Source organism: Siminovitchia sp. FSL W7-1587 (assembly GCF_037963795.1).
GTDB lineage: Bacteria > Bacillota > Bacilli > Bacillales > Bacillaceae_C > Siminovitchia > Siminovitchia thermophila.
The window spans coordinates 2,873,880-2,898,579 of record NZ_CP150169.1 but is presented as its reverse complement, the minus strand read 5'-3'; the positions used below and the strand labels follow the sequence as shown (position 1 = coordinate 2,898,579).

General features: G+C 42.5%; 23 protein-coding genes and 1 riboswitch. Of the genes, 9 read left to right on the top strand and 14 right to left on the bottom strand.

Annotated features, from left to right (window positions below; all coding sequences use genetic code 11):
- Positions 1 to 22: 22 nt before the first annotated feature.
- The 11 genes from NST31_RS13580 to NST31_RS13530 form a co-directional block, all read right to left on the bottom strand.
- Complete coding sequence (locus tag NST31_RS13580) at positions 23 to 1,051, bottom strand: PhnD/SsuA/transferrin family substrate-binding protein (RefSeq protein WP_077113642.1); 1,029 nt, start codon at positions 1,049 to 1,051, stop codon at positions 23 to 25.
- Between the two features lie 174 nt (positions 1,052 to 1,225).
- Positions 1,226 to 2,038, bottom strand: coding sequence for a PHP domain-containing protein (locus NST31_RS13575; RefSeq protein WP_077113641.1), 813 nt, complete (start codon positions 2,036 to 2,038; stop codon positions 1,226 to 1,228).
- Positions 2,035 to 2,745, bottom strand: a complete 711-nt coding sequence (locus NST31_RS13570) for an ATP-binding cassette domain-containing protein (RefSeq protein ID WP_077113640.1) — start codon at positions 2,743 to 2,745, stop codon at positions 2,035 to 2,037. Before NST31_RS13570 ends, NST31_RS13575 begins: the two co-directional genes overlap by 4 nt.
- Before the next feature lie 6 nt (positions 2,746 to 2,751).
- A complete protein-coding gene (locus NST31_RS13565; protein ID WP_077113639.1) occupies positions 2,752 to 3,378 on the bottom strand; it encodes a chloramphenicol acetyltransferase in 627 nt (208 codons plus the stop codon).
- Entirely contained in the window at positions 3,375 to 4,550 is a 1,176-nt protein-coding gene (gene phnM, locus NST31_RS13560; RefSeq protein WP_339161264.1) for a phosphonate metabolism protein PhnM, read from the bottom strand. The genes NST31_RS13565 and phnM overlap by 4 nt, the downstream gene beginning before the upstream one ends.
- 12 nt (positions 4,551 to 4,562) lie before the next feature.
- Positions 4,563 to 5,402, bottom strand: a complete 840-nt coding sequence (locus NST31_RS13555; RefSeq protein WP_077113637.1) for an ATP-binding cassette domain-containing protein — start codon at positions 5,400 to 5,402, stop codon at positions 4,563 to 4,565.
- Positions 5,392 to 6,264 (bottom strand): alpha-D-ribose 1-methylphosphonate 5-phosphate C-P-lyase PhnJ, encoded by an 873-nt coding sequence (locus tag NST31_RS13550; RefSeq protein WP_077113636.1) that lies wholly within the window; start codon positions 6,262 to 6,264, stop codon positions 5,392 to 5,394. The genes NST31_RS13555 and NST31_RS13550 overlap by 11 nt, the downstream gene beginning before the upstream one ends.
- A complete protein-coding gene (locus NST31_RS13545; protein WP_077113635.1) occupies positions 6,254 to 7,375 on the bottom strand; it encodes a carbon-phosphorus lyase complex subunit PhnI in 1,122 nt (373 codons plus the stop codon). Before NST31_RS13545 ends, NST31_RS13550 begins: the two co-directional genes overlap by 11 nt.
- 3 nt (positions 7,376 to 7,378) lie before the next feature.
- On the bottom strand, positions 7,379 to 7,969 hold the full coding sequence (gene phnH, locus NST31_RS13540) for a phosphonate C-P lyase system protein PhnH (protein ID WP_077113634.1): 591 nt from the start codon (positions 7,967 to 7,969) through the stop codon (positions 7,379 to 7,381).
- Positions 7,970 to 7,983: 14 nt separating this feature from the next.
- Complete coding sequence (gene phnG / locus NST31_RS13535; RefSeq protein WP_077113633.1) at positions 7,984 to 8,406, bottom strand: phosphonate C-P lyase system protein PhnG; 423 nt, start codon at positions 8,404 to 8,406, stop codon at positions 7,984 to 7,986.
- 301 nt (positions 8,407 to 8,707) lie between these two features.
- Positions 8,708 to 9,433, bottom strand: a complete 726-nt coding sequence (locus NST31_RS13530) for a GntR family transcriptional regulator (RefSeq protein WP_321189697.1) — start codon at positions 9,431 to 9,433, stop codon at positions 8,708 to 8,710.
- Positions 9,434 to 10,071: 638 nt separating this feature from the next.
- On the opposite strand from NST31_RS13530, the gene NST31_RS13525 reads away from it, so the two are divergent.
- The 6 genes from NST31_RS13525 (at position 10,072) to menC (ending at position 17,640) form a co-directional block, all read left to right on the top strand.
- On the top strand, positions 10,072 to 11,499 hold the full coding sequence (locus NST31_RS13525; protein ID WP_083717699.1) for a sigma 54-interacting transcriptional regulator: 1,428 nt from the start codon (positions 10,072 to 10,074) through the stop codon (positions 11,497 to 11,499).
- A 130-nt stretch (positions 11,500 to 11,629) separates the two neighbouring features.
- Positions 11,630 to 12,343: an acetoacetate decarboxylase family protein gene (locus NST31_RS13520; RefSeq protein WP_077113631.1), complete on the top strand. Its 714-nt coding sequence runs from the start codon at positions 11,630 to 11,632 to the stop codon at positions 12,341 to 12,343.
- 137 nt (positions 12,344 to 12,480) lie between these two features.
- On the top strand, positions 12,481 to 13,881 hold the full coding sequence (locus NST31_RS13515; RefSeq protein ID WP_077113630.1) for a sodium/proline symporter: 1,401 nt from the start codon (positions 12,481 to 12,483) through the stop codon (positions 13,879 to 13,881).
- Positions 13,882 to 13,894: 13 nt separating this feature from the next.
- On the top strand, positions 13,895 to 14,629 hold the full coding sequence (locus NST31_RS13510; protein WP_339161253.1) for an acetoacetate decarboxylase family protein: 735 nt from the start codon (positions 13,895 to 13,897) through the stop codon (positions 14,627 to 14,629).
- A gap of 724 nt (positions 14,630 to 15,353) precedes the next feature.
- Positions 15,354 to 16,418 carry a C45 family peptidase gene (locus NST31_RS13505; protein ID WP_339161250.1) on the top strand — a complete coding sequence of 355 codons (1,065 nt, stop codon included), beginning with the start codon at positions 15,354 to 15,356 and terminating at the stop codon, positions 16,416 to 16,418.
- A 79-nt stretch (positions 16,419 to 16,497) separates the two neighbouring features.
- Complete coding sequence (gene menC, locus NST31_RS13500) at positions 16,498 to 17,640, top strand: o-succinylbenzoate synthase (RefSeq protein ID WP_339161248.1); 1,143 nt, start codon at positions 16,498 to 16,500, stop codon at positions 17,638 to 17,640.
- Between the two features lie 136 nt (positions 17,641 to 17,776).
- On the opposite strand, the gene NST31_RS13495 is transcribed toward menC, so the two are convergent.
- A complete protein-coding gene (locus NST31_RS13495) occupies positions 17,777 to 18,607 on the bottom strand; it encodes a GNAT family N-acetyltransferase (RefSeq protein WP_236017112.1) in 831 nt (276 codons plus the stop codon).
- Positions 18,604 to 19,743: a M20 peptidase aminoacylase family protein gene (locus NST31_RS13490; RefSeq protein ID WP_077112937.1), complete on the bottom strand. Its 1,140-nt coding sequence runs from the start codon at positions 19,741 to 19,743 to the stop codon at positions 18,604 to 18,606. Before NST31_RS13490 ends, NST31_RS13495 begins: the two co-directional genes overlap by 4 nt.
- A 152-nt stretch (positions 19,744 to 19,895) precedes the next feature.
- A riboswitch (SAM riboswitch) is annotated at positions 19,896 to 20,006 on the top strand.
- A gap of 104 nt (positions 20,007 to 20,110) precedes the next feature.
- Here NST31_RS13490 and NST31_RS13485 point away from each other — a divergent pair.
- The 3 genes from NST31_RS13485 to NST31_RS13475 are packed head-to-tail and all read left to right on the top strand — an operon-like array spanning position 20,111 to position 22,945.
- Positions 20,111 to 20,923 (top strand): MetQ/NlpA family ABC transporter substrate-binding protein, encoded by an 813-nt coding sequence (locus NST31_RS13485; protein WP_077112938.1) that lies wholly within the window; start codon positions 20,111 to 20,113, stop codon positions 20,921 to 20,923.
- A gap of 32 nt (positions 20,924 to 20,955) precedes the next feature.
- A complete protein-coding gene (locus NST31_RS13480; protein ID WP_339161243.1) occupies positions 20,956 to 21,747 on the top strand; it encodes an enoyl-CoA hydratase/isomerase family protein in 792 nt (263 codons plus the stop codon).
- Between the two features lie 7 nt (positions 21,748 to 21,754).
- Entirely contained in the window at positions 21,755 to 22,945 is a 1,191-nt protein-coding gene (locus NST31_RS13475) for a CoA transferase (RefSeq protein ID WP_339161240.1), read from the top strand.
- Between the two features lie 700 nt (positions 22,946 to 23,645).
- Here NST31_RS13475 and cyoE read toward each other — a convergent pair.
- Positions 23,646 to 24,557: a heme o synthase gene (gene cyoE, locus NST31_RS13470; RefSeq protein WP_339161239.1), complete on the bottom strand. Its 912-nt coding sequence runs from the start codon at positions 24,555 to 24,557 to the stop codon at positions 23,646 to 23,648.
- Positions 24,558 to 24,700 lie beyond the last annotated feature (143 nt).

Genomic DNA, 24,700 nt, shown 5'->3' with positions numbered 1-24,700 from the left:
CGCTCCTTTGCAACTGTATCTGCTATTTTGCCAGTTCACGAATTGGATCAAACCAGGCATCATCCGTAACTACAAAACGCTCCTTGTCTGTTTTCTTGAATAACCCTGCTTGTTCTGAATCCTCCGGAACAAAGATTGTTTCATTATTTGCCACTTCATCCGAAGCGAGGCTTTCCTGGATCTTTTTGAAATCTTCTTCACTTAAAGTGGATGCATTGGCTACGAAAGGCGCGTTTAATACCGGAGTCACGCTAATTAAAGTAAACTCCTCGCCAGTCAATGTATTAAAAGGCTCAGCGGCGTCATCTCTTACTTTATAAGTTGACCCTGCAGTATTTTCTTCACCGTCCGCTACTTCTACATAATTTCCAACACATGTATCACAAAACGCCGCGACATCAGCGCGTTTGCTTAACAGATTTACAGCTGAACCCTGGTGCGAATCGCCATATAGCACTTCTTTAAAGAATTTTCCGCCCTCCATTAAATCTTCCGGAGTCAAGTCTTTCCATTGATCTTGTTTAGAGAAATGAGTAACGATACTGTTGGAAGGTACTTTAAATCCAGATGTTGAGCTATTGGACACGAAAGAGAATTTGGAATCAACGATTTTATCTATAGTAAATTCGCCGTTCTCCTTGTGCTTCTCCGCATCTTCAGCTCTGACAGCCAGCCAGCTATGGTAAACCGCATCCTCCAACGTTCCCGATGCGCCACTTGGCACGACAACGGGTTCAATGTCTTCGCTTTTATTCTTTGCTTCGATATATCCTTGTGCACCCATAAATGCCATTTGGGCGTTGCCATTGGCAATCGTCTCAATGGCTACCGCATAGTCCGTTGTCAATTTATGGGTTACTTTTTTTCCTGTTGCCTCTTCTATCACTTTACCAATCTCATCACGAGCCGCTTTTAAATCATTTCCAGATTCATTTGGATACCATACCATTGTAATTTCTTCTGAACTAGCAGATTTCTTCGTGTTCGAACAAGCTCCCAGAAATACAGAAATGACGATTAACATTACTAATGGTAAGAATGATTTTTTCATCACTGTCTCCTTTTAAAAAAATAGTTCTTATTACTCGTTTGGAGTATTTTTGCTTCTTTTTTCGTTATGATTTCACCCCACTGATACAGATGGACTTCTTTTACTTACTATTCAAACATATCCCGCCGGCTTAAAGAGGTGTTTTACATATTTCTTAAGTAGTTTTTACAATATCTAGATAATTGAATAAACTGCTTCTGTAGGGCTATCAAATTCCCCGAGTTGGATCGGAGCACCAAAGCTGCCATGATAGTCACTTCCGCCCGTCATGAACAGATCAAACTTCTTGGCATAGGCTTCTGTTCTGCTCTTGTCCTGTTCGGAGTGATCGTAATGATTTCTTTCAATGCCATCCAGCCCATGCTGTACAAGTTCTTCAACCATGTCAAATGAATCCAGTTGGCCCGGATGAGCCAAAACGGCATAGCCACCATCTTTTTTAATCGCTTGAACAGCATCAATTGCATCGACGTAGATGATATCCCTTGCACATATGCCCTCGCCTTTGAAAAGCTGTTTGTACAACTGTTGATATGCCGGGGTTGTAAAGTGATCATCCGTTAAACAAGACATAATATGCTGCTTATAAATGATTCCGCCTTCGGCCGCGCGCCTCATCACTTCCTGAACCTCTATGTCTATCCCATTTTTTTGAAGCTGCTCAATTTGCCATAGAGAATTCGCATGCCGCCTCTGAAGAAGAGGGTTACAAAGCATTTGGATATGGTGGGCGCTTTTACAAAAGGCATAGCCCAATATATGCACCTTGCGCTCTCTCTTAAAATCATAAGCAGAAATTTCAATCCCTGGGATCACTGTAATCCCCCGATGCTTACCGACCTTTTGGGCATGCTCAATTCCGCTAACTGTATCATGGTCGGTAAGACTGATATGTGTAATGCCTCTTTCGGCAGCCAATTCCATTATTTCTTCCACTGTATTCGATCCATCGGAAAAGTCGGAATGCACATGCAAATCGGCCTTCATACTTTTATTCCCTCCACACATTTTCCTTTGTGAAAGTCATAGACTTTGTCGCATAGTCCTTCCATAAACTCCAAGTCATGAAAAATACCAATTAGTGTCGTTCCCTCTTTTTTTAGCTTTTCAAGGACTTCCCGAACCTTTACCTTCGAGTCATTATCCAAGCTGGCAGTAGGTTCATCCAACAATAACAGGCGTGGTTTTTTGACAATGGCGCTGGCGATGTTGAGCCGCAGTTTCTCCCCTCCCGAAAAAGTCACAGGGTAGTTATCCCACAGCTCCGGGTCTAAATCGAAATGGGCAAGGGCTTCCTCTGCTGTCACTTTTGCCGTATCAAGCGATTTACCCATTTCCAGAACGGATTGTTCAACAATTTCACGGGCTGTCGTTCTCGGCATGACACTTAAAAACTGCGAAACATAACCAATTTCATATTGGCGTAAATAGATCATTTCTCTTTCGCTGGCTTTCATTAAATCAATGCTTCCAAAACGTTCGGAGTTGTAAATAACTTCTCCGCGCTCCGGCAAATATGTTCGATAAATCAACTTTAAAATAGTAGACTTACCGCTACCGCTCTTGCCGACGATTCCGATGAATTTTCCCTCATCCAACGTAAAACTGATGTCGTTCAGTGCCTGAATATTGTTGGCAAGATGATGGATGGTGAAGGATTTGTACAATGATTTCACTTCAAGCAATTGAGACATTCCATCTTACCTCTCACTATGTTTTTTAATAAACTGTTCCACATGCAGATGAAAATCATCCACCTGTTCTTTGATTTTCTCGTACGGCCAATTCCACCATTGAATACTTTGGAGTTTGTCGATGACTTCACTTGGAAAGCGATATTTAATGATTTTGGCGGGTACGCCGACTGCAATGGCATATGGCGGGACATCTTTTGTGACTACCGCACCGCTTCCAATCACTGCTCCGTTTCCAATCGTGACTTCCGGATGAATAATGGCGCCGTGTCCAATCCATGTATCATGGCCAATTAAAGCTTTCCGGCTCACTCTTTGCTCAAAAAACTCTTCATCGTCCTCTTCACTAAAGCCAAACATCCTTCTGCGGTAAGTAAAATGGTGGAGCGAAGGTCTCTCATAAGGATGATCTGTCGGCCCAATCCGGACCATCGCGGCAATGTTGGAAAACTTCCCGATGACAGTGTTTTGGATGAAACAAAATTGGCCTGTATAAGAATAGTCACCCAACGCCACATTTTCAAAATAATTGTACGGGCCGATCTCGTTATATTGGCCGAACTGAACATTTTTCAGTGTGACATGCTCATGAATGAACGGTTCATAGCCCAATTTCACTTCTTTTGTATTCATCGATAATTCGTCCTTGTTATTAGTTTTCCATCTACAAACGAGGCTGTTATGACTGGATAACCATCATCCATTTTTTCGATAATGATGATATCCGCTTTTTTTCCTTTCTTAATAGAGCCGATTTGATCATCCATCCGGACTGCTTTGGCAGGATTTAAAGTGACAAGCTGAAACATCTTGTGTAAAGCCATGTCATGTTCCTCGCTTAATTTAAAGAGCGCGTGCAAAAGCGCGGGTGGATAATAGTCACTGCACAAAATATCAATGACATCTTCCCGAATAGCTTCTGTAGCGCATAGATTACCGGAATGTGAACCTCCCAGCATGACATTTGGTGCACCCGCAATGGTCCACAACCCCATTTCTTTTGCCGCTTTCGCCACTTCAAGACTTGTCGGAAATTCACTAATGGATGTGCCATAACTCTTGACCAGAGTCAGCTTTTCAATTTCATCGTCATCATGGGAAGCAATGGCAATATTTTTATCCAACGCGATTTTGCTTATTTCCCTCATCTGTTCCAGCGTAATTTTGTTTTTCTTCATACCGTTGGTAATGATTTCATCTATTTCAGCATCTGAAATATCGTTGTAACCTTTTAGTGTTTCCCGGTAAATTTCCAAATTGCGAAACTGTCCTTGCCCTGGTGTATGGTCCATAAACGAAATAAGATGAACTTTTTCTTCCTGAATGTTTTGGATAAATATGTCTACTTGTTCAATATTGTCAATTTCAAATCTTGCATGCATTCTGTTGCGGATCAAATGCTTGCTCGTATGTGTCTCGTTAATAGCATTGATCAACCGATTTACGTTTTCTGAATGACGTATCGGTTTTTTTCCAAAGCTGTCATCTTTGTAAATGGATAGTGAATGGAACATCGTTGTAATCCCGTGGCTGATCAAGATTCGCTCCGCTTCACGAATCCCCAACGTAAAATCCATCATGCTCGTTGGACGCGGAGAGATGATCCCCTCGATATAGTCGGAATGAATATCGACGAAACCTGGTGAGATATACCCGCCATTGGCATCCAAGATTTTATAACCTTTGTATTTCACAGCATCCTGTTCAGGGATAATATCAACAATGCTATCATTTTCAATTACTACGGCATGCTCGCTCAAAATCTGATTCTCCAAAACAAGTTGGCCATTTGTTAGTAAATACACAAAATCCCTCCGTTATATCAACGAGTATACAAGTTGCTGCGTGTAGGCATGCTGGGGATTTTCCAAAATTTGATCTGTCAATCCCTGTTCGATAATCTTTCCGTCCAGCATTACAATCGTTCGGTCTGCCAACATGCGTATCACTGCCAAATCATGGGAAACGACAATCATGCTGATTCCAAACTTCTGTTGGATCGTTTTGATCAAATCCAAAACACTTGCCTGAACAGATAAATCCAATCCTGTTGTCACTTCATCCAACAATAAAATCGGCGGCTGATTTGATAATGCTTTTGCTATTTGCACACGTTGCTGCATGCCGCCCGAAAACTTTTTCGGCTCATCTTTTATGCGGGCAAGGGGAATATGAACATGTGTGAGCAATTCTTTGCTCCGGTTCTCCATCCTCTCTACATGACGGTCTCCTGCGGCAATCATCTTCTCTGCTATATTGCCGATCGAGGAAAAGTCCATTTTTAAGCCTAATACCGGATTTTGATAGACCATTCCCAGAATCGTGTTGCGGATATGGCGCTTTTGTTGTGATGATTGTTGAAAGACATTTGTTTCACCATCGTCATATGTGCCAATATACGCCGCTCCCGATGTCACTTCTTCATCAAAATACAGACATTTCATCATGGTGGACTTCCCGCTTCCGCTTTCCCCAACGACCCCTAAAATTTCTCCAGGATATAATTCAAAGGAAAGATCATTACAGGCATAAACTGTACCGCAGCGGAGACAACGGTTTTTCTCAAAAATGGACTCATGTCCGTTGCTGCACCATTGACAGCCCGGACCATACTGTTTTTTCAAGTTCACCACTTTTAAAATAGGCTCATCTTGCATCTTGCACCGCCACCCCGGCTTTCTTTTCATTGTTATTTAAAGTCGCAAGGCAATAACTTGTATCGTTGCATTGGTAATAGGTCTCGTCCGTCTCCGGGTTGACCAACTCATCCAGGAACACATCAGTCGAATGACATAAATGGCATTGCTTGCCTGCAAACGATTCTGTTTCCATCGGATAATCTTCGAACGCCAATGAGATTACCTTCGTATATGGCGGTACCGCATAAATTTTCTTTTCCCGGCCGGCTCCAAGCAATATCAGTGATTCCGATTGATCCATCTTTGGATTATCATAGCGGGGAATCGGGCTCGGCGCCATGACGTATCTGTCGTGTACAAGAACCGGGTGGTCCGCGTTTGTGGCTGTCTTTCCATACTTCATAATCTGTTCAAACAGCATAAGCCAAGCACCGCTGTATTCTCTTTCCGCATGTAACTGCTTCGTTTTCCGTTCACTTGGTTCAACCCAACGAAGCGGCTCGGGAATGGGAACTTGCAAAACGAGCACTTGCTTTTCTGTCAGCGGCACTTCGGGAATTCGGTGTCTTGATTGAATGATTGTTGCCTCTTCCGTTTCCGTCGTTGTTTGGACATCTGTTGTTCGATTCACAAGTTTTTTAATATTCACGGCATTGACTGATTCGTCTGCTCCTTGGTCAATGACCTTCAGCACATCTTCCTTGCCAATAATGGATAGAGTGATTTGTAATCCGCCAGTGCCCCAGCCACGCGCAATTGGCATTTCCCGTGATGCAAAGGGAACTTGATAACCGGGAATGGCGACTGCTTTCAGGATTGTCCTGCGAATCTCTTTTTTTGATCCTTCATCAAGCAAAGCAAAGTGAAGTTTATTCTTCATGCTGTTCATCTCCCTTTTTGATTTTCCTCACACTGTCTAATTTTGATTGGAAGGTGACATAATGAGGGAGCTTTAAATGAGAGATAAATCCGCTTGATTCAACTGAATCAATATGCAAAAGCACAAATTCTTCATCATGTGTTGGATAATCTTTATTGCCATGCTCCAACGCTTGATCCAATATGCTCATCGCGATCGCCTTTGTTTCATTTTGGCCGTAACAAATGCCATAGCCGATTTCGAATTCAATTTCATCTTCATTTTGTTCATTTTTAGATGTAATTGGAATGAATGATTCTACTTCCGTTACTTTTATTTGACCGATATAATAATCGTTTTCCTCTTCATTTGTCGGGTCGATTGGGTCCGCGATGCTCAAAGGCAACATTCCGACACGCAATTCGCCGACCGTCGGATGCACCGCGCCATACCCTCGTATTGCCGCATATCCAAGGGACGTCACAGCCCCTGTTTGCCCCCTCGTTAACATTTGCAGGCGTTCACTGCGAGTAGTTGGAAATCGGACGCTGCGCTTTGTTACATCAAGCGGCTCCGTATCATCCTCTTCATAGGAAGAAAATAATCCTTCTTTGCGCAAATAATCCACGACTTTCGGCAAAGCCTGTAAATCTGTTCCATTGCTTTCCAATTGTGAACTGTGTTGCTTCTCGTATGCACTCAACCAATCTTGTATCGTTTCCTTCGATTCTGAAAGTAAATCAAAATCCATGAGCCGATGCGTATAGTCATAAGCGGCTCCCAAGATTTGGCCTCCGGGAATGTCTTTGAAACTGGCGGAAATCCTTCTTTCGACAAACATGTTTTCCGTCTCGATCACTCGTGTATAGTAATTTCTCGGCAAAGTGGAGCGATGGGCGCGCAACAGAAAAACAGCCTCTTCCATATTTCCTTCAGCCTGCTTGATTGCCAGGGCAGCCAGCAATTCGGAATACAGACTGCTTTCCGACATGACCTGATCAATCATTCCTCGCATTCCGGCCATGATTGCCTTCACTTCCATCGCTTCTTCCGAGCGAATCCGTTCATATGTCAAGCGCTTGAGCGACTCTTCTATCGCTTCAGTTCCGCCTTTTACAGCTACATAAGCCATCCTTTACACCTCACACCTCTTAATGACTGTCGTCCTCGGTAAACACATGACATTCGACAGTTCATCTACGAAAATCATGTCTATCCCCAACGGAAACTCTTTGTTTAAATTGTTTCGCGCTTCAAGCCACTCGCACTCATCATGAATGGAGACTTCTCTTGTCGTTTTAATGCCCGGCCCTGCCAAAGACCATTTACCTCCCTGGCTAAATTCTGTCTCGAAAATAATCGTTGCCGACTGTTGCGGGTCCTCCAGCGTTCCGATTTTCACTTGCTGAAATACATCAGCAATTTGCTCCTTCGCGGCTTCTTTTGTGATAAACACATAATCGGCTTCGGAAATCTTTTCTTGGGCGGCCATCGTGTAAGCAACCATCAGTTCTTCAGTCTTCTTCGTATCTAAACCAACAACCGCAAAAGAAGCTTCTCGATCGAGTATTGTTAAAGCCGTTACGAAAGTTCCGGGAAGACTTTCCACCGCAGTTGTAAGGCGGTCCGTCACCTCCTTCAAACTTTCAATCGTTCCAGGTCTCGACATGCAATGAAGGATCGTGCGAAATACTTTCTGCGTATCATGAACCATATCGATCGACATCTCTCCACCCCCTGTTAAACATCCATTGTTTCAAAACTCACTTTTGTTTTATGAATCGCCGACGCTTTCACGTTCTTTTCAGCAGCAATCCGCTGTTCTTCTGCAGCCAGCAACGGCAACCACCCATCCACTTCACCGCATTGAGCCTCAAATGCCGCATCGATGACCGCAAGATAATAGGCAAGATCCGGCTCTATGCCCACCACAATGCCCATCCCGACTTGATGATTTACGCTTACTTTACATTCTGTCACCAGCACTTCTCCAAGGTAGAAAAGTGACTTTTGGGCTGTTTCTCTCATCTTGATCATCGTCAATGCTTCCTGAGGTTCCATCAACACTTCAACAGAATGGCTTTCCTCTATTTGACGAGCCATTTTTTTTGATAAATCACGGGAGCCGTCTATTAAAATGTGCATTCTTCTTTTTCTATTCATGACTCCACCTCCTACAAACCCATCTTAACTTGTTGCCAATTTAGCCTGTGTAAAGAGTTTACAAAGAAAGCGTAAAGTTGCGGAGCGTTATAATCGCCTAGCCTTCGGACAGATTATGACAAGGACTTTATGAAAAAACATCTCGCTATCCGAATAAAAACCTTCCCAGTTACTTGCGCTCTATTTCGAGCGGTGTCGCCGGAAAAAAGCCGCCTTTGGGCGTTTTTCCACTCAATAAAAATACCGGACGAATCATCTTGTGATTCATCCGGTATTTTTATTGAAAAGTGATACCTTTATGTTATTTTGTAGTGATAAAATAGTTGAAGGAATCGCTGCGATAAATAATCTTTGTGTATTCCAACACTTTATCTTGCGGAACCGCAATGCAATTGCTTTCCACTATCAAAAGCGGCACCAACACGGGACATTCCAATATGGTACGTTCTTCTCTTGTAGGAAAAGAGATGCTTAACAGGCTTTCACCGCTCGTAAATTCCGTAAAACCCATTTTCCGGTAATAGGAAAAGATGGATTTCAGTTCCTTTCCTTCCTGTTCGATATGTGGAAAAGTGGACTTGGCCAAGTAAGAGCTATGCAAGGCAATGGGTCTCCCTTCAAGCAAACGGAGGCGGGAAATTTTAAATACCTCGGCATCCTCGGACAATTGTAAAGTCTTATATATTCGGGGATGATAAGCAATTTTTTCACAACTAATATTTTTCGTTTCGAGTGTTAAACCGGCATTCAACATTTTTTCCGTGAAGCTTGTACTCCCTGTCAAATGCAGTTCGACTTGCTGGTGCTTGTCCTTCAAAAAACGGCCTTTCCCTTGCTTGGAATAGATATAGCCCATCTCCTCCAATTTGAGGAAAGCGTTTCTCACTTTAATGCGGGGTACCTTATAATAATCCGTAAGCTCCGTTTCAGATGGAAGCCGTTTATTTTTCTTAAACTTCCCCTGAACAATCGCCTCCATTAAATCGTCCACAATCATCAATTCAACTTCATCCGCCAACCGTTTCACCCCTGTTTAGGAAATCTTTGCACAATTATCATAATCAACAGAAGCGTTTGTGACAAGAGAAAAATGCACCATAACAATCTCCAGTTCTTTCTATTATTACAAAGAAAAGGGCAAGCGCTCGTTTTTTCGACGCATAAACGGGGACACCCAACCATAAGATGCGCGAAACTTGCAATCAATGGCGTTAGGCCCGCGGGATATAGGTCGTGCTGGTGATGTGGGTGTTCTAAGACTGCGATCCGCTGATAAGAAGCGGCACAAAAGCTAGATTAAAAGCGTCCTGTTGCAAGCTCAGGCAGCGACGTCCTCGAATCTCGTATTACCGATGGCTGTCCAAGCTTTCCTTCTCCTGTCACTTCGCTTGCTCTCGTACTTCCTGTACAGCGCGATGCCTTTGTGATCGCCATCGTTTTGAAAAACTTGCGGTGTGTCGCTAACGAAGCTTTTACTTAATTGGGCGTTTACTGACAGTTGATCCTCATTACTTTGTATTTTTGAAGTGTACATCCAGAATTAAAGGAACGGTGACAAGTCGGGACGCCTGTTGGTATTTACAATAGCAATTTCCATTCATAAACAGGTTGTTCAATGATCACCGCTTGCACTATGTTTATAATATAAGCAAAAGGGGTGGCGACGTGGAAGAAAAGTTTAAGCATGTCATCGAGACAATTAAAGAAGGCGTCATGATCATCGATCACCAATTTAAGTTTATTTACGCGAATAACGCGATTCATGCAATTGGTTTAGATCATGAATCCATCATTGGCAAAACAATATTCGAGGTTTTTCCAAACCTGACGAAAGAAAACAGTACTTTCTGTCATGTTTTTGAAGCAAAAACACCGATCATAGAAAAGCAACAAACGTTCATCACTTATCGGGGTGAAAGAAAGACTACTTTATCATCTACCTATCCTTTAATCCAAAATGGCTCTGTAACGGGTGCATTTGAAACTTTTCAAGACATTTCAACCCTCCAAGATATCTCGGATCAATTACGGAAGTTGCAAGTAGAACAACATAAACATACGGATGCGAATCATGATAGTGGCAATATGGATGTTTTATTTTCTGATTTTATCGGAGAAAGTCAAATGATTATGAAAATAAAGGCGGAAATACCGGCCATTGCCAACAGCCCCTCCCCTATTTTCATATATGGAGAAACTGGCACCGGAAAAGAAATATATGTGAATGCGCTCCATAAGGCCGGCAAAAAACAAATGCCATTAATCACACAAAATTGTGCGGCAATTCCTAAAGATTTGCTGGAAACGTATTTTTTCGGAACAGTAGAAGGAAGTTTCACGGGTGCAACTGATCGTGAAGGTTTGTTTGAACTGGCTAATGGAGGAATATTATTTTTAGATGAGTTGAATTCACTTCCAATAGAATTACAAGCCAAATTATTAAGAGTCATTCAGGAACAAAAAGTACGGAGAGTCGGCGGAACGAAAGAACTGCCTATTAACGTTAGAATCATTGCTGCTTCCAATGTTAATCCTAAAGAACTTCTCTTAAACAATGAGTTGCGTGAAGATCTCTACTACCGTTTAAGTGTGATCAATGTTGAACTTCCTCCTTTACGTGCAAGACGAATCGACATTCCTCTTTTGGCCAATCATTTTATCGACCACTATAATAGATTGTTCGATAAACACATTCTCGGCTTGACCGAAGAGGCTTATGAGAAGTTCCTCCATTATGAGTGGCCCGGGAATATTAGACAATTAAAAAATGCCGTCGAACGTCTCATGAACGTGAAAGATTCCGGGTATATTGAAGCCGGTGACATTGAATACTACAATGTTTTGGAAGATCTGCGCATCATTGACAAGGCCTATGCGAGACTTGCCTCTTATCCGCACGGAGAAAAAAGCTTCAAAGAAATGATGGAAGAGACGGAAATTGACATCATCAAAAAAGAATTGCTTCATTCGGGGGGAAATATCTCACAAGCTGCAAGAAATTTGGATATGCCCCAACAGTCACTAAGCAATAAAATCAAAAAGTATCAATTAGGAACGTATATTTTAGAAGTAAAGTTACTCAAAAATGGGTAATTACTCAATTTAATACTTGAAATATAGGTAAAAATCTAGTTATACAATGATCAAACCCTGTAAAATCAGGGTTTTTTTATTGGCATAAAACTTGCTTTTTATATTGGCAAAACAGAAGGAGGAATGTAACATGTCAAACTATGAATACAACATCTTACCCGAATATTCACCACTATATCCAAAGCTTCCTTATGAATATAAGGATTATCAGAAAGTGAGCGTATATTGCCGGGGAGATGTTAAAAAGTTAAAGCAATTTTTGCCAAAAGAATTTGAACTGATTTCTGATATATTTGAAGTATTTATTTTACAAAATAATGAAATTGAAGGTTTGGATGTATACAGCGAGGGAGGCGTAGTGATCCCATGTGCTTACAAGGGAATTTCAGGCGCATGCGTGGCATTCGAATATGTGAATACTGATGATTCACTTTGTGCGGGAAGAGAAATATGGGGTTACCCGAAAAAACTGGCGGAAGTACAATTTGAGTGCAATGAACATATGGTCAAAGGAAGCGTTCAAAGAAAAGGAAAAAAAGTGATTGATATTGTGTTCGAGAGAGATGACCAAGAAATAGTCATCCCGAACTTATCTCCCAGACTACAAGTAAAACGAATGCCGCATCCGGAGCATGATGGCACGGATATCAATAAAATTATCAAAAATGAGTTGCAAAATGCGGTATTGAAGAAACAAGTTTACGGCAAAGCACAATTAATAATGGAACAATCAGCGGCTGATCCACTATACCAACTAGGGGTGAAAGAAATACTAGGCGCTATGTATATAGAAGGAGCTTTTACATTGACGTATGGAAAAGTGATAGACGAGATAACAAAATAATCTTTAAAAATAGAAAAGGAGTGAGTGAAGGTGGAAAATACATTTTTAATCGTGTTTCTGTATATTATTGTCCCACTGCTCGGGTTTTTAGCAACCTATATTCTCACTAAATATAAAAATAGAGAAGGGGGACATTCATGATAACCGTTTTTATTCTCTATTTGATTATCGTCTTTATCATTGGCGTCATGTCGGAAAAATATATATCTAAAAGTGAAGAAGGATTTTATTTGGGAGATCGAAATTTCGGTCCATGGGCGACTGCCATCAGTGCAGGTGCCACCGACACGAGTGGTTGGATATTTATTGGGGCTGCAGGTTATTCCTATGCAGCCGGCATATCCACTATGTGGATGCTGCCTGGATTCATCATTGGATATCTCTTAAACTGGTTCGTAATAGCTCCCAAACTGAGAAAAGAAGGAGAAGCATTGGGAGCATTAAGTTTACCGGATTACTTCAGTTTAAAGTTGGATAGTGATAAAAAAACAATTAAAATTATTTCCAGTATCGTCATTATCGTTTTCTTTGTGGCATCGATGGCCTCCCAATTAACCGCCGCCGGGAAAACACTCGATGCAACGATTTCTTTTGATTACAACATCGGTCTTATTTTATCTGCAGCTTTTGTGATCGGTTACGCCATTTTTGGCGGGTATCGGGCAGTCGTATTGACAGATTTTACCCAAGGGCTTGTTATGTTGGCTGTCCTCATCCTCTTTCCGCTTTATATGATCTTTTTTGAATTTGGAGGACCGGTACAGTTTTTTTCAACTTTACATGACATTGACCCCATTTTAGTTTCTTCGTTGGGAGGAGCAACCGGAGCAGCGGGTATTGGTGTGTTTTTGGGCCTATTCCTTTTTGGAGTGGGCGAACCTGGACAACCACATATTGTCCAGCGATTTTTATCTGCCAAAGATGATCAAACCATTACGCAAGGGGCGTTTATCGCCATGTTTTGGGTAATAGTGGTTATGACTGGCTCTAATTTACTAGGATTAATTGGAAGAATAATTGTTCCGACCCTAGATGATCCTGAGTATGTTTTTCCAAAGATTTCAGTAGATACTTTGCATCCAATTCTGGCAGGTGTTGTACTAGCCGCCATTTTTGCCGCGATCCAATCCACCTTTTCGTCACAAGTGATGATCGCAACACAAGCATTCGCGAGCGACCTGTTAAAAGGGATTACAAATAAAACGTTTACCAATGAACAGTCCATGCTCATCTCAAGAATAACGATGGTTAGCCTTGGCATCATTTCCACTTTAATCGCATTGTTAAATCTCCAGTCTGTCTTTCAACTCGTCTTGTATGCATGGGCCGGTCTCGCCGCCAGTTTTGGGCCATTATTGATTTTCCTGCTTTATACAAATATCGTTACCAAAAAGGGGGCCGTTTGGAGCATCATCACGGGAACAGTAGTGACAATCATTTGGGTTAACACACCATGGGTAGATTATCTATATGAATTAGTTCCGGCTGCTATTGCCTCTACACTTGTCTTGCTATTGGTAAGTAAAAAAGATGTTTAGGAGGTAGATGTTCTTGAATAAAGCAACAAATAACGTCCCGATTCATGCGCCATTATTTCCGGATCCGTTTGTTCCCTATTCATGTAAAAATTATTTATCGGTATTTGCGGTTGCAGAAGCAAATGAATCCGAAATCAAACGCATCCTATCTTATACACCCTTTGAATATGTGACCAACAAAATCGTTATTTCCATTACAGACTTCAGCAACACGGACAAAGTATCGTTTATGGATTGCGCCTTCGTTGTTCCAGCAGCATATGGCAATCAATACGGTGGATATTATATATATGAATATGAAAATAATGATGCAGCAATTGCGGCAGGCAGAGATTTATGGGGTTATCCGAAAAAATATGCCAATATACAAATAGTAGAGAATAATAGGGAAATTCATGGAGCAGCCAGGAAAAATGGCAAAGAACTGATTAAAATGACAGTAAATTTGAACGAGACCATGCCCGCTTTAGAAGAACCGATTACCACTCCACATTTGAATCTGAGAACGATTTCAAAACCGGATGGCGGGATATACATGCAAGAGATTATCGAAAGAGATACATCACCTGATTTCATATTGCATGAAAAGACATTCCATCCTGTGCAGCTGCGTGTTACACAAACAGTGACTGAACCTTTACATTTACTAGAACCGCTTCATATCCTTGGCGGCGGGGTTGTAAAAGGAGACTTTTACGCCACAGAAGAAAATGGTTGGGGAAAAGTGTTGAAAAGAACCTTGTTTTGAACATTATCCTTCGTAACAGTAAGCTTAGAATGATAACAGGTTCATGAAAGTTTAGAAAACGGTTTCATGTTTAATCTCCCTTTTAATAGCATTCGGTGCCCTATCGCATCGTGTGCTTTTTTCTTTTTCATCTGGGGGAAATAACTTTGACTTTGGGCTCCTGGACACCATGCCTCTTTACATCATGAAAACTCATATAGGTTCATTTAAGACTTCTTATCCCCGGCTCCTTTTGTCATTGAGATAAATGATGATCCGCCCGATGTTCATTTAGGATTGCCGCCACTTTCTGGAATATGTGCCATTGCCACACTCCAACAGTAAAGTAATAGGAAATCGTTCCAATTCAAGTGGTGATCAATTGTCGGACCGCTTGCCAAGAGTTTTCAAAAATAAGGCAAGGTCAAAGCCGTTCATCTTCATCTTGATTCTATTTTTCAGAAAACCAACCATGCCTGCGAGCGTGAAGCCGTTCGAACTTTTAACGAGGTTTCTTCGTCTTCTCTCTCTTCCCCAATATTCTCAAAGCGCGAACCCAGAATAGATACGAGGATTGCTTCCCCGCTGTCAAAATACTTTGCTGATAAGGTTTTTTAATCGAAAAAGTAAAAACGCTTGTTATCATTCACTTACCATTGACTTTATCTTAAAGACTTCCCATTTGTTTTCCTTTCCTCCTTTCCATAAAATGAACCGTATAGAATGGAAAGGAAGGTTGCATACCTTGAAAACTATTTATAGCGACATCATCCCGTTTCGCGGAACGCACTACGATTTTGGCAAAATGCAAGGCCAGCTTTTAAAGGACTCGCTTACACTTATAAATCGGGAGAATCAATGGAAAGTCCGCAGACCCAGATTTCAGATAAATGCCGCGGAAGCAAAACAGGCGATCGCTTCGTTTGCTCCCGCGATTTGGGAGGAGCTTCTTGGTTTTCAAGAAGCGCTTCAGTGGCCGATTGAAAAAGTATTGACGGAATTTGGTGGTTACCGCCTGGAAATTCCCCGCTCCGGTTGCTCAATTTTGACGGGAAATGATTATTTTATACGTAATTACGATTACCACCCGAAAACATATGAAGGGCGGTTTGTATTTTTCCATCCTTCCGATCATGGATATGCAACGGCCGGGCCAAGCCAAAGAATAACGGGCCGCTCCGATGGGATGAACGAAAAAGGATTGGTTATGGGGTATAATTTCATGAATCGGAAGAAACCTGGTGACGGATTCATTTGCAGCATGATCAACAGGACTGTTTTGGAAACGTGTGCACATGTAGAGGAGGCCGTGGCTCTTTTAAAAGAAATTCCCCACCGGCATTCTTTTAGTTACATTATGCATGATCGCAGTGGCCGAACATTCATCGCAGAAGCGACACCACGTGAAGTAAAAGTTCGGGAATCACGCATATGTACGAATCATTTTGAACTATTACAACATGAAAACCGGGGGCATCTCGTCGACTCAAAGAGAAGGCTTGCCATCTTGGAAGAACACCAGGCCCATTTGAGCGAAGCGCGAGAAGCCTTTCATCTGCTTAATGACACGGATAAAGGCATATTTTCCGATTTATATGCAAGCTGGGCAGGGACGATTCATACGGCCGCTTATTTTCCAAATGAATTGAAAGTCTGGTTTGCGCTTGGCGGTGATCAATTTCCCACTGTCTTGGATTTTGGCGCTTGGCTCGCGGGAAAAGACATTTCCATGGAACGAATCACAGGCGAAGTGGATACAGACATCCCGTTTGTTCATATGGATGAACATGCAGATTGGTTTAGAAGATAAAAATGCCCTGCGGGGTCAATTGAAAATGCGATGATAGTAGCGTATGCTTTATTTACGAATAATCAAAGGGGGAGTCACAATGAAACCCGTCATATTGACAGAGGTTGTTCTTCATACGATTAAAATGAAATTGATTGCGCCTTTTACGACAAGCTTTGGCACCGCATTGGAAAAACATGTGTGCCTTGTAGAAGCGGTCGACGAATCAGGTGTATCCGGCTGGGGCGAAACGGTTACGAGTGATGAGCCGTATTATAATGAGGAAACAACGTATACAGCCACATATATGTTAAAAGATTTTCTCATTCCGAAAGTGATGCACAAAACGATTCAACATCCGCTTGAAGTGCATGATATGCTGACTTTTGTCAGAAGAAATCAAATTGCCAAATCGGCGATTGAGACCGCGATCTGGGACGCATTTGCCAAGAAAAACAACATCGCTTTATCCGAATTGATCGGCGGCACAAAAACAGAGATTGAAGTGGGCAAAAGCATCGGCATACAAAGCTCGCCTGTAAAACTCGTTGAAAAAGTCGCTGAATATGTGGATGAAGGCTTCAGGAAAATAAAAGTGAAAATTGCTCCAGGCGCCGACCTTGATTATATAGATGCCGTACGCAAAGAGTTTCCGGATATTCCACTCATGGCGGATGCCAACTCTGCTTATACATTAAATGACATTAATCATTTGAAGAAACTTGATCAATACAATCTCATGATGATCGAGCAGCCGCTTGCCCATGACGACATTATCGACCATGCCACCCTTCAGGAACAATTGCAAACCCCTGTCTGCCTCGATGAAAGCATCCACAGCCTGGAAGATGCGAGAAAAGCACTACAGTTGGGGAGTTGCCGGATTATCAATATTAAAATTGGACGCGTAGGAGGAATTGGCGAGTCGGTGCGGCTCCATGACCTTTGCAAAGACAACGGTGTTCCCGTCTGGTGCGGCGGCATGCTTGAAACGGGGATTGGCAGGGCACACAATATCGCCTTGACATCCCTCTCGAACTTTACGATTCCGGGAGATACGGCGCCATCTTCCCATTATTGGACTGAGGACATCATCCAGCCGGAAGTAACGATGGACCACGGGATTATTCAAGTGCAAACTGGTCCCGGGATCGGCTTTGCTGTCGACCGTGAAAAATTGGATCGGGTTACCATCCATAAAGAACGGATTTCAACAGCTGAAACGGCACACCCAATACCGTAAAAAAAGAGCTTGCAGAGAAAATCGCTTCTTTCTCTACAAGCTTTTTTATAGGGCTCCTCTTCGTTCCAGAAAACTGGGCACAATCAAAAGCCGAATGAGGCTGTCGAGGACTTTCTCACCCCCGCAATCGGTTTAACTAATTTGCTTTTTCATCCAATTGCAGCTCAGACCTTTTCACAAGCAGGTAGTGATGAACTGGCGCATCTTCATGGCGAATGAGTGACACAGCCGTGTATCCAGCATTAAAAAGCTGTCGGAAGATCGATCTTGTCTTCATTCGCCAATCTATGGCGAGCCCCATGTCTTCTTTTTTCATTTGTTGGAAAAATGCAGGCACGGGAACTACTATTTGTTCGGCGGAAAAAGGAAGGTCCAAATTTCCCAGTCGCGGTAAACCTCCCTCACCTTCCTGATACGGCACCTGAAAAGCGTTACTCTTATCTACTTTAAAAGAAGACGGCTTTTCTACGTGATCACTATTGATCCACCACTCTACTTTGAATCGGTCTGTCGGCAAGCCATTGTTCAGCTCGTCTTTCCCCTCGCCATATGAATTGACGATATAAGTATTGCAGACTGAGCGAAGTTTGGTCAAATTCAAATAGGCGTTTCGGCTTTCAAGCGGATCATAAGTCCATGTGAGCATGTCATAGCCCAACTTTCTTGCTTCAGACTTCTGCCTTTCTTTCAACTGATAGCCGATCCCTTTTACCCGATAATCAGGATGGATGCCAAGCGCATGAGAGCATAAATAAACCTTTCCATTCAAGAATCCCGGAAAACTGTAGCTGAAACCAACAAGTTTCTCGTCATGAAAGGCACCTACGATGAGGCCCCCATTTCTTATGGCCGTAACCGTTTGGTGAACAGGAATGGCATCCCACTTCCATACCAATTCTTCCAATTCTTTTACAAGAGCCATTTCCTCCACACTTTGTAGTGTTTTAATGAGTACTTCCGAACTCAATGCTTGAATCCTCCCTCCAATGTCTTCAATATCGCGTAAGCTAAAACTTCTATACCTGAAAGCATGGCCTCACGATTAAACGTCATTTCCGGATGATGAAGACCAGGTGCAAGCCCGCACCCGAGCCCTAGCATGGTTCCTTTAAGCTGTGGCTTTTTTAATGTGTAAAAGTGAAAATCTTCCCCTCCGGATGTAACAATGGGCTCTTCCAATCTGTCCTCTCCGAGTGCTGCAACAATCGCCTTTCTCATCATACGAATGGCATCATGATTCGCTTTCGCAGCCGCGATATGCGCTTTCGTCTCCAACTGAATGTTAACGTTGTGAAGCTTTTCAAGTGATGCGACGATATGTTCAATTTTTGTGGCCAATTGCTCAAGTACTTCATTTGTCTGCGCTCTTACATCCAAACTGAAGGATGCGTTGCCAGGGATAATATTACTCGCTGCGCCGCCTGCCTGGAATTTGGTCATTTTTGCCGAATAGGGAACCATCGGGTCAAGATGAATGCCTTGGATTTGCTGCACGATGGATGCGCCAATTTCAATGGAATTCGCTCCTAGATGGGGCCTTGCTGCATGAACATCGTCCCCTTTGATCTCACCTGATAAAAACATCCCGGCGCCATGAAGGATCGCAGGTGCCGCATAACCATCTTCCAGTTCCTGGATAGGTCGCAAATGAACACCATATAAATAATCTACATCATCGAGCACTTTTTTCTCCAACATTTTTAAAGCGCCTGTTCCTTTTTCTTCTGCCGGTTGAAAAATAAATTTCAGCTTGGCATTTTCGGGAAATCCCACTTTTTTGAGCAACAACATCGTTCCAATTGCCATCGTCATATGGGCATCGTGACCACATGAATGATTTGCTTGAAATTTTCCATTGACTTCCTGCCATAAAGCATCTATATCCGTACGCAAAGCAACGCACCGCTCTCCTGCTCCAACTTCAGCTACAAGACCGGTGCAAGTGCCATCATCAAATGTTTGAACGGCAAATCCTTCTTTGACTAAAAAATCCCGGATATATTCAGTCGTTTTATATTCTTTCCAGCTTACCTCCGGATGGTTGTGAAAATGGTCAAACAACGAGTAAACCGTTGGTTTTAAAGCCTCAATGTATTTCTTCATTACATTCTCTCCCGCATATTGATGTGTCCATTATACCACTGCCTTTTGACAATGTACCATATTCGCCCACTTCCAAAAATGAACTTGACATTATCTATCCCATGCTTTACATTCTTAAATAATAGGGAAATACAAGTAAATGAAATAGCGTTCTCTTATCAAGAGTAGCTGAGGGACTGGCCCAATGAAGCTCGGCAACCATCTATTAAAAATAGAAAGGTGCTAAATCCTGCAAAACATGAATGTGTTTTGAAAGATAAGAGAGGAACCAGTTATGATGAGTATATGACTAAGCCTCTCTTTCTTTTTTTTAAGAAGAGAGGCTTTTTTGTTTCTTGATATTCCCCAAAAAACTGGGGGGAAGAAAATGAAAAACATTAGAATATTGTTACTAGGATTACTATTGGCTGTTATTGTTTCCGGATGTGGAAACAATGCGACGGGAACAAAGACGGAAGAAGAAAAGCTTATTGTGGGCGCTACAGCCGGCCCCCATGAGCAAATTATGGAAAAGGTTAAAGAAGTGGCGAAAAAAGACGGATTGGACATTGAGTTAAAGATTTTTTCTGATTATATCCTGCCAAACAAAACATTGGCTGACGGTGAACTGGATGCGAACAGCTATCAGCACCAGCCCTTCTTGGATCAGTTTAATAAAGACCACGATACCGATTTGGTATCTGTAGGCAAAACGATTTTAAATCCAATGGGGGTTTATTCGGAAGACTATCAAAGTATTGATGACCTTCCAAAGGGAGCCAAGTTTGGACTACCCAACGATCCGACAAACGGTTCCCGGGCGCTGTTTATTTTGGAAAAAGCCGGCCACATTCAACTGGCTAATGATGCGAAAGAGACAGCATCACTGAAAGACATAAAAGAAAACCCGAAAAACCTTGAATTTATCGAGCTTGATGCCGCACAAATTCCCAAGCAGCTCAGCGAGGTCGACGCGGCAGCGATCAATACAAACTTTGCCATCGACGCCGGCCTTTACCCAAAAGAAGACGCCATCCTTCTGGAATCAACGGACTCGCCCTATACAAATGTCATTGCTGTAAGGGACGAAAATAAAGATGACGCTGTAGTGAAAAAGCTTGTGAAAGCTTACCAATCTGATGAGGTGAAAACATTCATCGAAGAAGAGTTCCGCGGCTCTATCATCGTAAGCTGGGAGTAAGAGTGAAACGATTAATCAACCGGAGGTTTCAAATGACAAATCCTTTATACGTAGAAAGAAATAAAGATATTGCCATTCTCGTTTTGAATCGCCCTGAGAAAAAAAACGCCATTACGCTCAAGATGTTTCGCAAGCTGTCTTCTATTTTGGATGAACTGGAAAAGGACCCCGCCATTAGAGTTTTAATCGTCCGCGGCGTTGATAAAACAGCCTTCTCCGCCGGAGCGGACATTACCGAATTTCTTGATGTCCGCTACCAGGCCGAAAAAGCAAAAGCCTATAATAAAGCCGCGCTAGAAGCGATTGAAAAGTTGTACCGATTTTCCCGGCCAACGATCGCCCTTATACAAAGGCTTGCGATTGGCGGTGGACTGGAACTGGCCAATTCATGCGATTTCCGCTTTTCATCTGCTGACGGAACATTCGGCATTACAGCCGCCAATATCGGGATTATCTATAATGTAAAAAGCACGAAGCGGCTTATGAATCTAATTGGGGTAACTAAGACAAAAGAATTGCTTTATACGGCAAAATTAATCGGGGCGGAAGAAGCGCGCGACATCGGTTTGATCGATTATGTGTATGCTTCTGACGAACTGGAGGAACAATGCATCCAGTTTGCTCGTAACATTTCCGAAAAATCTTTGGTGGCCAATTCAGGAATAAAACAGGTGATCCACAAGATCATAGACGGAGCCACCGATGAAGATGAAGAATTGGCAAAATCCATTCTCGATTCGTTCAGCTCCGAAGATTACGAGGAAGGCATTCAGGCGTTTTTAGAGAAGCGCCGTCCGAACTTTAACAGAGTTAGAAACAGGTGAAAACGACATGAATCAAGCATTACAAGGCATGAAAGTGATTGATCTGTCACAAGTATTGGCCGGACCATACTGCACGATGGTGCTCGGCGATATGGGAGCAGATGTCATTAAAATCGAAAAATATCCAAATGGCGATGATACGCGGGCCATGGGACCGTTTCACAACAATGAAAGCCATATGTATATGATGGTCAATCGCAATAAACGCGGCATGTGCCTGAACGTCAAAAAGGAAGAAGGCCGAGACATTTTATATGAATTAGTCAAAAAAGCAGATGTTTTCGTAGAAAACTTTCGCCCGGGGGTAGCGAAGAAGCTCGGGATCGACTACGACACCTTAAAAGAATTAAATCCCGCGCTCATATATTGCTCCATATCGGGATATGGCCAAACCGGTCCTTATCGAAATAAAGGCGGGTTCGATATTATGGCGCAAGGATTGTCCGGTCTCATGGAAATGACAGGCGAACAAGGCGGAAAGCCAGTCAAAGTCGGAATTGCCATTCACGACTTGGCTGCCGCCCAAACAGCCATTCAATCCATTTTGACATCCTACATTTACCGGTTGAAAACCGGAAAAGGGCAGTATATTGATGTGTCTCTTGTTGACTCGGGGCTTGCCTGGACGGTATGGGAAGCAGCAGCTTATTTTGGCAGCGGACAAGTAGCGGGAAAAACCGGAACAGCCCACCGTGCCGCCGCACCCTATCAAGGCTTTAAAACAAAGGATGGCTTCATTTTAATCGGGGCCGCCAATCAAAAGTTATGGGAAACATTTTGTTTGCATGTCGTCGATCGGCCAAATTGGATGGAAGATCCGCGTTATTTGACAAACAGCCTGCGCACGCTTCATCTCAAAGAACTTGAAAAAGATATTGAAGAAACATTATCAAAGCGCGATTCCGTGTATTGGCTGGAGCTTTTAGAACAACACGGAATTCCTTGCGGTCCGATTTATACTTACAATCAGACCTTGAGTGACCCCCATATTCTAGAACGGGAAATGATACTGGAATATGTACATCCGGCTGCCGGGGCGGTCAAAACATTGGGCTTTCCTGCCAAATTTTCAGAAACACCCGGAGAACTGACAAAACCTGCTCCCCTTCTTGGACAGCATAATGAGGAGGTCTTATTGGAAACAGGTTATTCCAGTGGAGACTATAAGAGACTAAAGCAAGAAAGTGTTTTGAATTAGTTAAAAAAATTTGGGGTATGCCATACTTTTGCAAAGCACGAGTTTAATCATCAATATCCGGCCTAAACGTTTCCTAGAAATCACGAAAAAGAGTCTGGGCCACAACAAAATCAGCCGAGTAAAAAACGAACCATAAAGTGAAACTTCATTCAGTAGGAGTTTTCTTCCATCTCCTACTGAATGTTAGTTGAACCAATCGGGCTTTTAGGTGCCGTTTTCTCACACTTGGACCTTTTGTATTCACTCAAAATTTTGAAGTGGGAGGCTTACGGCACCTTACATGCGGGATAAAGTGAAACTTCATTTCTTGGTATGCCTTTTCCAAGAAATGTTAGTTGAACCAATCGGGCTTTTAGATGCCGTTTTCTTACACTTAGACCTTTTGGTATCAACTCATGTCTTGAAGTGGTGTATATGGCACCTTACATGCGGGATCAATTGTCCTGATGTATAATATGCAAGCTTTTAGCGTAGTCAAAATAGGTAGACTCCTGCGGGAATCGCTCGAGCTGAAGATCCCGCAGGAAAGCGATCTTTGCTTTCCGAGGAAGCTGAAGAGACCTGCGGAAAGCGAAATATGTTGACGTAGCGATGATAGGGATTTTTTTTACACAAATAAACCGAACAATTATAAATAAAATGTTCGGTTTTTGCTACTTCGTATTTGCTTATGTCGCAGCCTTTAACTGCTTTCCAAACATTAGATCGTCACAATCACCATCGTGATAAACAAAATCGCAATATAATTAACAGAAACAACAAAGTTGGCACGAGCCCATTTCACATCATCTTTTACAAAAAAGCCCCGGATCGCAAGTACCAGCCAGACGAGGTTTAGTAAAGTCGCAATCACAATAAAGGTGGTCCCGAGCGACACCAGAAAAAACGGCAGAGGCAACAAGCAGGCTACATACACAAAAATTTGTCGCTTTGTCATTTCAAAGCCCCGGATCACCGGGAGCATGGCAACGCCTGCCGCTTTGTATTCGTCATACCTCTTCATCGCGATCGCGAATGTATGAGGCATTTGCCAAATAAACAGAATCATAAATAAAACGATTGGGATAATATGCATGGCAGAATCAATTGCTCCCCATCCAATCAACGGTGTGACTGCTCCTGAGATGCTTCCGATCACCGTGTTAAATGTATATTTTCGCTTTGTCCACATCGTGTACATGACGACATACGTAAACCACCCGATAAAAGCGTAAAGGACAGCCTCCATCGTTGTAAAAAACAAAAGAAGAAATCCCAGGACGCTTAATGCGATACCCAACCCCAACGCCATTTTTAATGAAATATTGCCTGTCACTGTCGGTCGCACTTGGGTTCTGGCCATGACTCTGTCTATATCGGCCTCATACCAGTTATTAAGGACGAGCGCCCCGGCCATGACTAGTGTGCTTCCAATGATTATCAAGAAAAATAAATTGGGATCAATGACTGTATTTGTAAAGTGGGCGGCGAGCCAAAAACCCGTAAAGACAGGCAGTACATTGGCTATTAACACAACCCCTTTAAAAAGAGCAATTACATCAGCTAAAAAAGAAGTGATTTGAAGCTGATTTCCAAAAGATGCATGCTCTGCACCTGTCTTCTGTTGACTCATTTTCTATCGTCCCCTTAACAATGATCAGATCGTAATATTCTCCCTCCATTATAATATGATTTTCGTCTAAAACCTACATATCGGGGAATTTTCACTAATTGTTAATAACTACAGCCCTTTATTCAGAAAAAAAGCCTGAACCC